13 protein-coding genes are annotated in these 13,053 nt (G+C 73.2%); 6 read left to right on the forward strand and 7 right to left on the reverse strand.

Going from position 1 to position 13,053, the window contains the following annotated elements; translation table 11 throughout:
- Positions 1 to 17: 17 nt before the first annotated feature.
- A complete protein-coding gene (locus JOF41_RS22395) occupies positions 18 to 1,331 on the forward strand; it encodes a M14 family metallopeptidase (RefSeq protein WP_189223057.1) in 1,314 nt (437 codons plus the stop codon).
- Here the strand turns inward: JOF41_RS22395 and JOF41_RS22400 are convergent.
- Both JOF41_RS22400 and JOF41_RS22405 read right to left on the reverse strand, forming a co-directional pair.
- Positions 1,312 to 2,487, reverse strand: a complete 1,176-nt coding sequence (locus JOF41_RS22400; RefSeq protein ID WP_244989657.1) for an aminotransferase class V-fold PLP-dependent enzyme — start codon at positions 2,485 to 2,487, stop codon at positions 1,312 to 1,314. The two genes, JOF41_RS22395 and JOF41_RS22400, sit on opposite strands and share 20 nt — an antisense overlap.
- Before the next feature lie 10 nt (positions 2,488 to 2,497).
- Complete coding sequence (locus tag JOF41_RS22405) at positions 2,498 to 4,045, reverse strand: ABC transporter substrate-binding protein (protein WP_307867498.1); 1,548 nt, start codon at positions 4,043 to 4,045, stop codon at positions 2,498 to 2,500.
- Between the two features lie 28 nt (positions 4,046 to 4,073).
- On the opposite strand from JOF41_RS22405, the gene JOF41_RS22410 reads away from it, so the two are divergent.
- The gene (locus JOF41_RS22410) at positions 4,074 to 4,853 is read left to right on the forward strand and encodes a carbon-nitrogen hydrolase family protein (protein WP_209621760.1); all 780 of its coding nucleotides are present in this window, start codon (positions 4,074 to 4,076) and stop codon (positions 4,851 to 4,853) included.
- 22 nt (positions 4,854 to 4,875) lie between these two features.
- Here JOF41_RS22410 and nadC read toward each other — a convergent pair whose 3' ends face one another.
- Genes nadC through nadA form a run of 3 tightly spaced genes read right to left on the reverse strand, consistent with a single transcriptional unit; the run spans position 4,876 to position 8,347 of the window.
- Positions 4,876 to 5,712 carry a carboxylating nicotinate-nucleotide diphosphorylase gene (nadC, locus tag JOF41_RS22415; protein WP_189223053.1) on the reverse strand — a complete coding sequence of 279 codons (837 nt, stop codon included), beginning with the start codon at positions 5,710 to 5,712 and terminating at the stop codon, positions 4,876 to 4,878.
- Positions 5,709 to 7,331, reverse strand: a complete 1,623-nt coding sequence (locus tag JOF41_RS22420) for an L-aspartate oxidase (protein ID WP_209621762.1) — start codon at positions 7,329 to 7,331, stop codon at positions 5,709 to 5,711. The genes nadC and JOF41_RS22420 overlap by 4 nt, the downstream gene beginning before the upstream one ends.
- Positions 7,328 to 8,347: a quinolinate synthase NadA gene (nadA, locus tag JOF41_RS22425; RefSeq protein WP_189223051.1), complete on the reverse strand. Its 1,020-nt coding sequence runs from the start codon at positions 8,345 to 8,347 to the stop codon at positions 7,328 to 7,330. The genes JOF41_RS22420 and nadA overlap by 4 nt, the downstream gene beginning before the upstream one ends.
- 69 nt (positions 8,348 to 8,416) lie before the next feature.
- On the opposite strand from nadA, the gene JOF41_RS22430 reads away from it, so the two are divergent.
- The 4 genes from JOF41_RS22430 to JOF41_RS22445 all read left to right on the forward strand — a co-directional run bounded on the left by JOF41_RS22430 (position 8,417) and on the right by JOF41_RS22445 (position 12,286).
- Positions 8,417 to 9,106, forward strand: a complete 690-nt coding sequence (locus tag JOF41_RS22430; protein ID WP_189223050.1) for an NUDIX hydrolase — start codon at positions 8,417 to 8,419, stop codon at positions 9,104 to 9,106.
- Positions 9,103 to 9,783: an LON peptidase substrate-binding domain-containing protein gene (locus JOF41_RS22435; protein WP_189223049.1), complete on the forward strand. Its 681-nt coding sequence runs from the start codon at positions 9,103 to 9,105 to the stop codon at positions 9,781 to 9,783. Before JOF41_RS22430 ends, JOF41_RS22435 begins: the two co-directional genes overlap by 4 nt.
- A 494-nt stretch (positions 9,784 to 10,277) precedes the next feature.
- Complete coding sequence (locus tag JOF41_RS22440; RefSeq protein WP_189223048.1) at positions 10,278 to 11,537, forward strand: MFS transporter; 1,260 nt, start codon at positions 10,278 to 10,280, stop codon at positions 11,535 to 11,537.
- Positions 11,534 to 12,286, forward strand: coding sequence for a putative hydro-lyase (locus JOF41_RS22445; RefSeq protein ID WP_209621767.1), 753 nt, complete (start codon positions 11,534 to 11,536; stop codon positions 12,284 to 12,286). The genes JOF41_RS22440 and JOF41_RS22445 overlap by 4 nt, the downstream gene beginning before the upstream one ends.
- A 75-nt stretch (positions 12,287 to 12,361) precedes the next feature.
- On the opposite strand, the gene JOF41_RS22450 is transcribed toward JOF41_RS22445, so the two are convergent.
- Both JOF41_RS22450 and JOF41_RS22455 read right to left on the reverse strand, forming a co-directional pair.
- Positions 12,362 to 12,715, reverse strand: coding sequence for a hypothetical protein (locus tag JOF41_RS22450; RefSeq protein ID WP_194523936.1), 354 nt, complete (start codon positions 12,713 to 12,715; stop codon positions 12,362 to 12,364).
- On the reverse strand, positions 12,715 to 13,035 hold the full coding sequence (locus JOF41_RS22455; RefSeq protein ID WP_209621770.1) for a hypothetical protein: 321 nt from the start codon (positions 13,033 to 13,035) through the stop codon (positions 12,715 to 12,717). Before JOF41_RS22455 ends, JOF41_RS22450 begins: the two co-directional genes overlap by 1 nt.
- Positions 13,036 to 13,053: the final 18 nt, after the last annotated feature.

The following is a 13,053-nucleotide window of genomic DNA, read 5'->3' on the forward strand; positions in this document are numbered from 1 at the left end:
CTGATGATGGAGGCACCATGCCCACCAAGCGACGCGGCCTCGTGGCCGTCGCGCTCGGCGCCTGCCTGACCCTGGCACTCCCCCTGCACACCGGTTCGGCGCGGCCGGACCCCCAGTCAGCTCCCGATCGGGTGGTCTTCGAGATCACCGCGCCCACCCCGCACGAGCGGACCAGGGTGGCCGCGACCGGCGTCGACGTGCTCGGGCAGACCGGTGACAAGCTCACCGTCATCGCCGAGCGGCGCCAGCAGTGGTCCCTGCGGGCCACCGGGCTGCCGATGAGGTCACTGGGCGACGCGGACGCCCAGCTCGCCGCGCTGGGCGAGGTCGACTTCACCGACCCCGAGGTCGGCGCGCAGGACTTCCCCTCCGGCTACACCGGCTACCACAACTACGCGGAGATGGTCGCCGAGCTCAACCAGACCGTCACCGACCACTCGAACCTGGTCCGGCTGTCCAGCATCGGCAAGTCCTACCAGAACCGCGACCTGTGGATGATCAAGGTCAGCGACAACCCCGGCGCCGACGAGGCCGAGCCCGAGGTGCTGTTCACCTGCAACCAGCACGCGCGGGAGCACCTGACCGTGGAGATGTGCCTGCACATCGTCAAGCGGTTCACCGACGGCTACGCCACCAACTCCTCGATCAGGAACCTGGTCGACTCCAGGGAGATCTGGATCATCCCCAGCGTCAACCCCGACGGCTCGGAGTACGACATCGCCACCGGCTCGTTCCGGGCGTGGCGCAAGAACCGGCAGCCCAACTCCACCTCCACCGGCACCGACCCCAACCGCAACTGGGGCTGGCAGTGGGGCTGCTGCGGCGGCTCCAGCTCCAGCGGGTCCAGCGAGACCTACCGCGGCACGGCGGCGTTCTCCGCGCCGGAGACCGCCAGGGTGCGCGACTTCGTCAACACCCGCGTGGTCGGCGGCGTCCAGCAGATCAAGACGCACATCGACTGGCACACCTTCTCCGAGCTGATCCTGTGGCCGTACGGCTACACCTACAACGACACCGCGCCGGGTCTGGACGCCACGCAGGCGCAGGTGTTCTCCACGCTGGGCAGGCAGATGGCCGCGCTCAACGGCTACACCCCGCAGCAGGCCAGCGACCTCTACATCACCGACGGGTCGGTGGACGACTGGATGTGGGGCCAGCACAAGATCTGGAGCTACACCTTCGAGATGTACCCGGCCTCGGCCAGCGGCACCAGCGGCTTCTACCCGCGTGACAGCGTCATCGCGGCGCAGACCTCGCGCAACGACTCCGCGGTCGACCTGTTCCTGAACTACTCCGACTGCCCGCCCAGGATCATCGGCCGCACCTGCTGACGACCTCCACGGCCCGCTCCACCTGCGCGGGCTCGATGAAGTAGTGCGGCGAGGCCCGCACCACCTCGTCGAGCCCGCGCCGGGCCATGTCCAGCACGGCGGACGAGGCGTAGGTGGACGTGACCGTGACGCCCTCGGCGGCCAGCCGGTCGCGCACCAGGTCGGCGGGCAGCCCGTCGACGGTGAAGGTGACGATGCCCGACTGCCGCTCGCCGATGTCGCGGACGGTGACGCCGGGCAGCGCCGACAGCCCCTCGCGCAGCCGCCGGGCGCGGTCGGCGACCTCGGCGGCGATGGCCGCCACGCCCAACTCCAGCGCGTACCGGGCGGCGGCGATCAGCCCCAGCCGGTCGGCGATGCTGGTCTCCCACAGCTCGAACACGCGCGCGTCCTCGCGCAGCTCGATCTCGTTCGGCCCCACCCACGAGCCGCTGTGCAGGTCCACCAGCCGAGGGCGCAGCCGGTGCGCCACCGACCGGCGCACCACCAGCACCCCCGTGCCTCGGGGACCGCGCAGCCACTTGCGGCCGGTCCCGGAGATCAGGTCCGCGCCCAGCTCGTCGGCCCGCACCGGCAGCTGGCCCATCGACTGGCAGGCGTCCAGCAGCACCAGCGCGCCCGCCTCGTGCGCGGCGTCGACCACCTCTCGGACCGGGTTGACCAGGCCGCTGTTGGTCGGCACGTGCACCAGCGAGACCAGCCGCACCCGCTCGTCGAGCAGCTCGCGCAGCGCGGCCACGTCCACCTGCCCGGCCGCGTCGGACGGCACGACCTCCACCGACGCGCCGACCTCACGGGCGCGGTGCAGGATGGGCACCGCGTTGCCCGCGTACTCGACCTCGGTGATCAGGACGCGGTCGCCGCGCCCCAGCGGCACCGCGTCGAACGCGGCCAGCCAGGAGCGAGTGGCGCTGTCGGTGAACGCGATCTCGTCCGGCTCGGCGCCCAGCAGCTCGGCGAACACGCCGTAACCGGCTTCCAGGTCCTCGGCCCGCTCGCGGGCGGCGAGGTAGCCGCCGATCTCGGCCTCGCGCCGCAGGTGGCCGACGACCTCGTCGAGCACCTGCCTCGGCGGCAGCGAGGAGCCCGCCGAGTCCAGGAACACGCCGCTAGCCGCCGCCGGGGTGTCCGCCCGCACCTTGTCCAGGTCGATCAACGCGCCTCCACTACTTCGGCGTCCACTTCTCCAGGTTCCACCACGGCCCCCACGACAGGGCGCCGTGCCCGTGCGGGTCGACGACCTCCTGGTAGCCGTTCCAGTTGTCCCGCACCACGTAGGTGTGCTGCACCGCGGCCAGCACGACCATGCCGGGGTTGGCCGCGTAGGCGCGCTGGAACTGCTTGTACGCCGCCGCCCGCTGGGCCGGGTCCAGCAGGGTGCGGCCCGCGTCCAGCGCCGCGTCCACGGCCGCGTCGGAGTAGCCCCACGGGTTGCCCGAGTGCAGCGCCCGGTAGGCGCTCAGGTCCGGGTCGACCGGGGTGCCGCCGCCGTGCAGCAGCGCGTCCTGGCCCAGCCTGGGCTCGATGGCCTCCCAGCTCAGCCCCGCCAGTTGCACGTCGATCCCGACCGCCTTGGCCTCGGCGACGAACGCGGTGGCCAGGTCGGTGCGCACCACGTCGCCGGTCGGGTACATCAGGGTGAACCGGGCGGGCACGCCGTCGCGCGAGCGCGTCCCGTCCGCGCCTCGGGTCCAGCCCGCCTGCTCCAGCACGTGCTCGGCGTGCGCCTCGTCGTGGCGCAGCGACGCCTCGGGGTCGACGAACTCGGGCATCGCGTCCGGGATCGGCGTGCCGGCCGGGCTGCCCTTGCCGCCCAGCAGGTTCTCCACCAGGCCCGCGCGGTCCAGCGCGTGGTTGAGCGCGAGCCGGATCGCCGGGTCGCCGGTCACCTGGCCGGACGCGGGCATGGTGACCGCGCGCAGGTCGGCGCTGCGGTGGGTGATCACGCGCATCCCGCCCGCGCCCGCGAAGGACTGCGCCAGCCGGGGCGGCAGCACCGCGCCGTCGAAGTCGCCCGCCTGCATCCGCTGCGCGCGGGTGTTGTCGTCGGGCACGAACACCACGGTCAGCTTGCGGATCTTCGGCTCGCCGCCGAAGTGGGCCGGGTTGGCCTCCAGCACCATCCGCTCGCCCTTGCGCCAGTCCTGCAGCTTGTACGGGCCGGTGCCGATCGGCGGCACCTCGGCCAGCGACGCGCCCAGCACCTCGCTGGGCAGCACGCCCAGCACGAGCAGGTGCGGGAAGGCCGCCCACGGCTTGTCCAGGGTGAAGCGGACGGTGCGGGTGTCCAGCTGCTCCACGCCGGTCAGCCCGGCGAAGGCGGCGCGCTCGGTGGCCCCCTTGGCCGGGTCGAGCAGGGCCCGGTAGGTGGCCACCACGTCCTCGGGGCCGAAGGCGCTGCCGTCGGTGAACTTCACGTCGTCGCGCAGCCGCACGGTCCAGGACAGCCCGTCCGGGGCGGGCTCGGGCAGCTCGGTGGCCAGCCGGGGCTGCAGTGAGCGGTCCGCGCGGTGCTCGACCAGGCCGTCGTAGATCTTGGAGAAGCCGTCGCGGCCGTAGCCCAGCAGCGGGTTCAGCGTGCGCGGTTCCTCGGCGTCGGCCAGCACGATCGAGCTGCCGTCCGCGTTGCCCTCGGCGTTGGGGGGCGGCGACCCGGTGCACCCCGCCGCGACGAGCAGGGCGGCCAGGGCGAACGGGGGCAGGAGGGAGCGCACGGGACCCGACACTACCTAGAGTGTGCGCATGCGTGTCGCGCTCTGCCAGATCAGCTCGACCACCGACCCGGCGGCCAACCTCGACCTGGTGCGCTCGCACGTGGCCGCCGCGGCGGCGGGCGGTGCGCGCCTGGTGGTGTTCCCCGAGGCGACGATGTGCCGGTTCGGGGTGCCGCTGAAACCGGTCGCCGAGCCGCTGGACGGGCCGTGGGCGGCCGGGGTGCGCGCGGTGGCCGACGAGCACGGCGTGGTGGTGGTCGCGGGGATGTTCACGCCGTCACCGGACGGTCGGGTGGCGAACACGCTGCTGGTCACCGGCGGCGGGACGCACGTGGGCTACGACAAGATCCACCTGTTCGACGCCTTCGGCTTCGCCGAGTCGCGGACCGTCGCGCCGGGGGCCGAGCTCGTGGTGGTCGAGGTGGACGGGGTGTCGCTGGGCCTGGCGACCTGCTACGACGTGCGGTTCCCGGAGCTGTTCCGGGCGCTGGCGGACCGGGGTGCGGCGGCCGTGGTGCTGGCCGCGTCGTGGGGCGCCGGGCCGGGCAAGCGGGAGCAGTGGGAGCTGCTGGTGCGGGCGCGGGCGCTGGACAGCACCTCGTGGGTGCTGGCGTGCGCGCAGGCCGACCCCGGCGAGGACCTGGGCAGCGCGCCGACGGGCATCGGCCGCAGCGCCGTGGTGACGCCGCTGGGCGAGGTGCACGCCCGGCTCGGGGCCGAGCCGGGCGTGCTGAACGTCGACTTCGACCCCGCCTCGGTGGCCGAGGTCCGCCGCGCCCTCCCCGTCCTGGCCAACCGCCGTCTCTGACCCCGCGCGCGCCGGGCCGGGTTCAGCGCAGGTCCATGCCCAGGTCGAGGGCCGGGGACGAGTGGGTCAGCCCGCCGACGGCCAGGTAGTCCACGCCGGTCTCGGCGTAGGCCCGCGCCACCTCCAGCCGCAGCCCGCCGGATGCCTCCAGCCGCACGCCACCGGCCCGCCGCACGGCCTCGGCGCACTGCTCGACGGTGAAGTTGTCCAGCAGCACCAGCTCCGCGCCCTCGGCGACGGCCTCGTCGAGCTGCTCCAGCGAGTCCACCTCGACCTCGCACGGCAGGTGCGGCGCGTGCGCCCGGACCGCAGCCATGGCCGCGCGGACCGAGCCCGCCGCCTGGACGTGGTTGTCCTTGATGAGCACCGCGTCGCCCAGACCGAGCCGGTGGTTGACGCCGCCGCCGCAGCGCACCGCGTACTTCTCCAGCAGCCGCAGCCCGGGCAGGGTCTTGCGGGAGTCCCGCACCGCCGCGCCGGTGCCCGCCACCTCGGCGACCCAGGCCGCCGTGGTGGTGGCCACGCCGGACAGGTGGCACAGCAGGTTCAACGCGGTCCGCTCGGCGGTGAGCAGGCCGCGCACCGGCCCGCGCAGCACCAGCGCGGGTTCGCCGGGCACCGCCTTGTCGCCGTCCTCGCGGCGGGCGAGCACCTCGAACTCGTCCAGCACCGCCTCGAACACCGCCAGCGCCACCGGGACGCCCGCCAGCACGCCCGCCGCGCGGGGTGTCAGCTCCGCCACGGCCACCGCGTCGGCGGGCACGGTCGCCTCGGTGGTCGCGTCCGGCCCGTAGCGCAGGTCCTCCTCCAGCGCGGTGGCGACCACCCGCCGCACGTCGTCCAGGTCCAGCCCGCTCATGCCGCTCCCCTCGCCGCGATCGGGTCGGCCAGCACCGGCTGGCCGGTCGGGGTGAGCCGGACGACCTGGCTGCGCCGCCAGTTCGCGTCGTCCCGCTCGGTGAAGTCGGTGCGCACGTGGCAGCCGCGCGACTCGGTGCGCTCGGCCGCCGCCGCGATCAGCGCCCGCGCGGCCACCGTGAGCGCCGCGTCCTCCACCAGCTGCCTGGTGTCCAGCACGCGGTCCGCGGTGGACAGGTCGAGCACCGAGCCGACCACGGCCAAGCCCTCGGCGTCGCGGCCGATCGCCGCGTACCGGCTCATCACCCGCTGCAGCGAGTCGCGGTCGGCCACCGGGGCCACCGGCAGCGCCGCGGAGGCGCAGCCGCCGCCGCGCGCCAGCACGCCCATCGCCAGGTCGGCCGCGACCGCCTCGGCGGTGCGGGTGCCGACCACCAGCCCTTCGAGCAAGCTGTTGGACGCCAACCGGTTCGCGCCGTGCAGCCCGGTCCGGGCCACCTCGCCCGCCGCGTACAGGCCGGTCACCCCGGTACGACCGTCCACATCGGACACCACGCCGCCGCAGGCGAAGTGCGCCGCCGGGGCGACCGGGATCGGCTGCGCCGACGGGTCAACGCCCGCCGCGAGGCAGGCCGCGTGCACGGTCGGGAACCGCGTGGCGAGGTCGGGGATGCCGGTGGCGTCGAGGAAGACGTGGTCGTCGACACCGCCGGGGGCATCCGCCAGGTGCCGGGTGATGGCCGCCGACACCACGTCGCGAGGAGCCAGGTCCTCCAGCGGGTGCACGCCGCGCATCACCCGCGCGCCGGTCGCGTCGACCAGCACGGCGCCCTCGCCGCGCACCGCCTCGGTGACCAGCGGGCACCGGCCGCGCGCGCCGCGCCCGGTGTAGAGCACGGTGGGGTGAAACTGGACGAACTCCACGTCCGCCGCCGCCGCGCCCGCCCGCAGCGCCAGCGCCAGCCCGTCGCCGGTGGCCACCTCCGGGTTGGACGTGGCCTGGTAGAGCTGCCCGAGGCCACCGCTGGCCAGCAGCACCGCGGACGCGCCGAGCACCCCCGGCACGCCGTTGCCGTCCAGCACCAGCAGGCCGCACACCGCGCCCAGCGGGGTGCGCACCGCGTCGACCGCGATGTGCCCCTCCAGCACCGGGACGCGGCTGTCCGAAGCGGCCGTGACCAGCGCCCGCTCGACCTCGGCGCCGGTCGCGTCACCGCCCGCGTGCACCACGCGGAACGCGCTGTGCCCGCCTTCGCGGGTGCGCGCCAGGCCACCGCCGGGGGCCGGGTCGAACACCGCGCCGCGTTCGCGCAGCCTGCGCACCGCCTCCGGTCCACCCGCGATGATCGCCGCCACGGCGTCCTCGTCGCACAGGCCCGCGCCCGCGACGAGGGTGTCCCGGACGTGCGCCTCCACCGAGTCGCCCGCGTCGTGCTCGCCGGGCAGCACCACCGCGACGCCGCCCTGCGCCCACCGGGTGTTGCCGTCGCCGATCGCGGCCTTGGTCACCACCAGGACCCGCAGGCCCAGTTCCCGCGCGCGCAGCGCCGCCGTCAGCCCCGCCACGCCCGTGCCGACCACCACCAGGTCGGCGCGGGCCTCCCACAGGGGCGTGCTCACTCGCCGCCGCCGGGCTGGCCGATCTCGATCATGCGCTGCACCGCGCCCTGCGCCCGCGTGGCGGTCTCCAGGTCCACGTGCACCTCGTCCTTGCCCTCGCGCAGGCAGCGCAGCAGGGCGGCCGGGGTGATCATCTTCATGTAGCGGCAGGACGCCCGGTCGTTGACCGCGCGGAAGTCGATGCCCGGCGCGGCCTTGCGCAGCTGGTGCAGCATCCCGACCTCGGTGGCCACCAGCACCGACTTCGCCTTGGTCGCCCTGGCCTGCGCGACCATGTCACCGGTGGACAGGATCTTGACCTTCTCCGCCGGGACGGTGCCCTCGCCCGCCAGGTACAGCGCCGAGGTCGCGCACCCGCACTCGGGGTGGATGAACAGGTCCGCCTCCGGGTCGGCCGCCGCGCGCTCCGCCAGCTCGGGGCCGTTGATGCCCGCGTGCACGTGGCACTCCCCCGCCCAGATGTGCAGGTTCTCCCGCCCGGTCTCGCGCTTGACGTGCGCGCCCAGGAACTGGTCCGGGCAGAACAGCACCTCCCGGTCGGCCGGGATCGAGGCCACCACGTCCACCGCGTTGGACGAGGTGCAGCAGATGTCGGTCTCCGCCTTCACCTCCGCCGTGGTGTTCACGTAGGACACCACCACCGCGCCGGGGTGCTCGGCCTTCCACTCGCGCAGCTGCGCGGCCGTGATCGAATCGGCCAACGAGCACCCCGCGCGCTCGTCCGGGATCAGCACCGTCTTGTGCGGCGCCAGGATCTTCGCCGTCTCGGCCATGAAGTGCACACCGCAGAACACGATCGTCGAGGCGTCACTGGCCGCCGCGATGCGGCTCAACGCCAACGAGTCCCCGGTGTGGTGCGCGATGTCCTGGATCTCGGGCAACTGGTAGTTGTGCGCGAGGATCACCGCGTCCCGCTTCCGCGCCAGGTCCAGCACCTCGTCGCGCCAGTCCGCGTCCGGCGCGATGCCGTCGTACGCGCCGTCCGAGGCTCGCTCCAGGTAGGCGGTAGCGACCATCAGTGGTCCTCCTCAGGTCCTCACCAGTTTTCGCCTAAGGGTCGAAAACGTGGCCGATAGTATCAGCCAATGGGCCTCGCGGGACATGAGGTGTTGGCCGCAGTGCTTCAGGTGAGGGCGGGATCACTCCAGGTCATGCTGTGGCAGCGCGCCCGGGAACCGCACGCTCACCGCTGGTCACTGCCCGGCGGCGGGCTGGGGGCCGAAGAGGACGTGGAGGCGTCGATCCGCCGCCAGCTGGCCGAGAAGGTCGACGTGCGCCAGCTGTCCCACGTGGAGCAGCTGGCGGTGTTCAGCGCGCCCGGCCGGGTTCCGGGGATGCGCGTGGTGGCAACCGCCTTCCTCGGCCTGGTGCCCTCCGACATCGACCCGGTGGTGCCCTCGGACACCGCGTGGCACCCGGTGGACGCGCTGCCCGCCACCGCCTTCGACCACCAGGCGATCATCCACAAAGCCCGCGGCAGGCTGGCGTCCAAGCTGTCCTACACCAACCTCGGCTTCGCGCTGGCCCCGCCGCAGTTCACCATCTCGGCGCTGCGCGAGCTGTACTCCGCGGCGCTGGGCTACCCGGTCTCCGCGACCAACCTGCAGCGCGTGCTGTCCCGCCGCGGCCTGCTCGAACCCACCGGCGACACCGCGCCGCCCGGCCCGGCGGGAGGCCGCCCCGCCGCGCTGTTCCGCTTCGCCTCCAGGGGGATGCGGGTCACCGATCCGTTCGCCGTGCTGCGCCCGCCGACAGGTCGTAGCGTGGTGCCGTGACCTCGACGCTCCCCCTGTTCCCGTTGGGCACCGTGCTGCTTCCAGGGGCGTCGCTGCCACTGCACGTGTTCGAGCCGCGCTACCGGCAGCTGACCGTGGACCTGGTGACCGGGGCGGTGCCCGACCGCAGCTTCGGCGTGGTGGCCATCCGGCAGGGCTGGGAGGTCGGCGCGGAGAACGTCGAGTCGCTGCACGAGGTCGGCTGCTCGGCGGTGCTGGAGGAGGCGCGCAGGCTGCCCGACGGCCGGTTCGACCTGACCACCCTCGGCGGACGCCGGTTCCGCCTGCTGTCGGTGACCGAGGACAGCGCCCCCTACCTGGTCGGCGAGGTGGAGTGGCTGCCGGACAGCGCCTCGCCCGCCGCCGTGCGCGACGTGCTGCCGCTGCTGGCCGACAGCGCGCGAGCCGCGCACGGCCGCTACCGCGAAGCCGCCTGGGAGGGCGACGACTGGAGCCCGCCCGCCCCCGACACCGCTTACGAGGACCTGGCCTACGCCCTGGCGGACGACTGCCTGCTGACCCTGGAGGACCGGCAGCGCCTGCTGGAGGAGACCGACCCGGCCCGCCGCCTGCGCCTGGTGCGCCGGATGCTGCACCGCGAGGCGGGCCTGCTGCGCGCCCTGCGCGCCGTCCCCGCCCCCCTGTCCGAACTGGGCCAACTCCCCCACCGCAACTAACCCCTCCCTCCAGACCCCCGAGTACACCCCCAGGACCACCACGCCCACCCTCAGCGTCACCCACCCATGGGCGTGTCGGGCGTGTCGCCCCCGCGAGTCGAACGCTCAGACACCCTGAACTCAACATTCGCGCACCCCGACCCGCACTTTCGCGCCCCGACCCGCGCTTCCGCGCGCTCCGCTCCGCGCTTCCGTGCCTCGGGTAGTAGTTACCGGCCCTGCCAACCCCGTCGGGTAGTACTTGCCCACGCACCAGGGGGGCGCGCGAAGCGACCCGCCGTCCTTGGCGACCTGCCGCGCGGCGAGCGCACCTCCCGAACCCCAACGCTCAGTTCGCGCGACCTGAACGTAGAACTCACACGACCTGAGCGTTGAACTCACCCAACCCTGGCGTTCGACTCGCGGGGGGTGCCCGAATTGCCCTCTAGTCGGATTGTTCAACAATCCTCTACGGTGTGGGGCAGGGCACACCCACACGCCTGCGAGGTGAACGCATGAGCACCACATCGACCACCAGCACCGACGAGGGCCGCTTCGCCTGGTTCCGCACCCTCGGCCGCAACGGCAAGCGCGCCTTCATCGGCGCCTTCGGCGGCTACGGCCTGGACTCCTACGACTTCCAGGTCCTCCCGCTGGGCCTGGTAGCCATCACCGCCTACTTCGGCATCAGCAAGGGCGAAGCGGGCCTGCTCACCACGGTCACCCTGGTCGTCTCGGCGATCGGCGGCGCCGTCGCGGGCATCATGGCCGACCGCATCGGCCGGGTCCGCACGCTGATGATCACCGTCGTCACCTACGCCGTGTTCACCGTCCTGTGCGGGTTCGCCACCAGTTACGAGACGCTGCTGGTCTTCCGGGCACTGCAGGGCCTCGGCTTCGGCGGCGAGTGGGCGGCGGGCGCGATCCTGGTCGCCGAGTACTGCAAGCCGCGCTACCGGGGCCGCACGGTCGCGTTCATCCAGAGCTCGTGGGCGGTGGGCTGGGCGCTGTCGGTGCTGGTCTACACCGCCGTGTTCGAGCTGTTCGACCCGGACGTGGCCTGGCGCGTGCTGTTCTGGACCGGCGCGCTGCCCGCCGTGCTGATCATCTACATCCGCCGCACCGTCCAGGACGCCCCGCAGGTCACCGAGAAGCGGGCGGGCAGCGCGCGCAGGGGCTCGTTCGCGGCGATCTTCAAGGGTGACCTGACCCGCACCACGCTGTTCGCCTCGCTGCTGGCCACCGGCGTGCAGGGCGGCTACTACACGCTGGCCACCTGGCTGCCGACCTACCTCAAGACCGAGCGCGGCCTGACCGTCATCGGCACCGGCGGCTACCTGGCGTTCCTGATCTCCGGCGCGTTCGTCGGCTACGTCACCGGCGGCTACGTCACCGACTGGCTGGGCCGCAAGAAGACCTTCGCGCTGTTCTCCGTGCTCTCCGCCGGTCTGATCCTGCTCTACACCCAGATCCCCTCGGGGGCGAACACCGCCGTGCTGTTCCTGGGCTTCCCGCTGGGGTTCTGCATGTCGGCGATCTTCAGCGGCTTCGGCTCGTTCCTGGCCGAGCTGTACCCGACCGACCTGCGCGGCACCGGGCAGGGCTTCACCTACAACTTCGGCCGCGCGGTGGGCGCGCTGTTCCCCACGCTGGTCGGCTTCATGGCGGAGAGCATGGGCGTGGGCGGCGCGATGGTGTTCGGCGCGGTCGCCTACGGCATCGCCGTGCTGGCGCTGCTGGGCCTGCCCGAGACCCTCGGCCGGGAGCTGGCGTGACCCCGGCGGAGGTCCGCGCGCGGGCCACCGGCCCGACGGCGGGGCTGGCGGAGGGCTACGCGCAGGCCAACCTGATCGCCGTGCCCGCCGACTGGGCCTACGACGTGCTGCTGTTCACCCAGCGCAACCCCCAGCCCTGCCCGGTGCTGGACGTGACCGACGCGGGCAGCCCGCGCACGGTGCTGGCGCCGGGCGCGGACCTGCGCACGGACCTGCCGCGCTACCGCGTGTGGCGCGACGGCGAGCTGGTCGAGGAGCCCACGGACGTCAAGGGGCACTGGCGCGACGACCTGGTGGCGTTCCTCATCGGGTGCAGCTTCACCTTCGAGGCCGGGTTGCGGCGGGCGGGCGTGCCGCTGCGGCACGTCGACCAGGGGCGCAACGTCAGCATGTACGTGACCGACCGGCAGTGCCGCCCGGCCGGGCGGATGCGCGGGCCGGTGGTGGTGTCGATGCGCTGGGTGCCCGCCGCGCTGGTGGGGACGGCGCGGGAGGTCACCGCCCGGATGCCCGCCGTGCACGGCGCCCCCGTGCACGTCGGGGACCCGAGCGCGCTGGGCATCGCGGACGTGGGCAGGCCGGACTTCGGCGATCCGGTGACGCCCGAACCCGGTGACGTGCCGGTGTTCTGGGCGTGCGGGGTGACCCCGCAGGCCGCGCTGATGGCGTCCGGACCACCGTTCGCGATCACCCACGCGCCGGGCCACATGTTCGTCACGGACGTGCCCGACTCGGCATACCGGATCTAGTGCCGCGACGGACACCGCGACGGCGGTGGCCGGATTCGGCTTGGCGCCCGCGCGCCCGCCCCGAATGACCGGGGGTCACGTGCCGTCGCCTGGTCTCACCCATTCCGGGACGCGCCCGTCCCGGTCCAGAACCAGATCCGTTTGTCCGGGCTTTCGGGTGAGAACGGTTTCCTCGATGTGCACGGAGAGGAGGTTGAACGCGCCCGCCACCCGATCGCTGTTCGGCCACAGGGCCGCCGCGTCGCTGTAGAGGAGCGGGAGGTGCTGTTCGAGCGCGCTCTCATCCACGAACAGCCGAACTGGCGGTTCCAATTGGTCATCCCGCCACGCCGTGATGACCAGCACTCCTTCCTCGGAGTGGTAAGCGGCTTGTCCGCCGGCCAGGTTCAGCCGGCGGACAAGCTCTCCGAGCAAGCCCGGTTCCCGCATCAGCACACGCCGGTGGGCAGGGTGCTCGACTTCGGGAACGAGGTGATGATCTTGCCGTCCTGGGAGGCGATGACGTTCTGCGAGCAGTACTTGGCCATCACGTTCCCCTCCGAGTCCGCGATCCAGAACGACCCCTGGTAGAGGAAGGTGTCGTTGGCGGGCCGGTAGTCCACCCGCTGCGGGTAGTCAAGACCGTGCTCCAGCGCGAAGTCGGCCATGTCCCGCCAGTTCCACCCCACCATGAAGGCGATGTTCTCCCAGTCGGTGATGTGCCGGTCCTTGATGTGACGGTAGCCGTATCCCGCGGTGCCGCACAGCAAGTCGGAGATGTGCCAACC

Source organism: Saccharothrix coeruleofusca (assembly GCF_017876325.1).
Taxonomy (GTDB): domain Bacteria; phylum Actinomycetota; class Actinomycetes; order Mycobacteriales; family Pseudonocardiaceae; genus Actinosynnema; species Actinosynnema coeruleofuscum.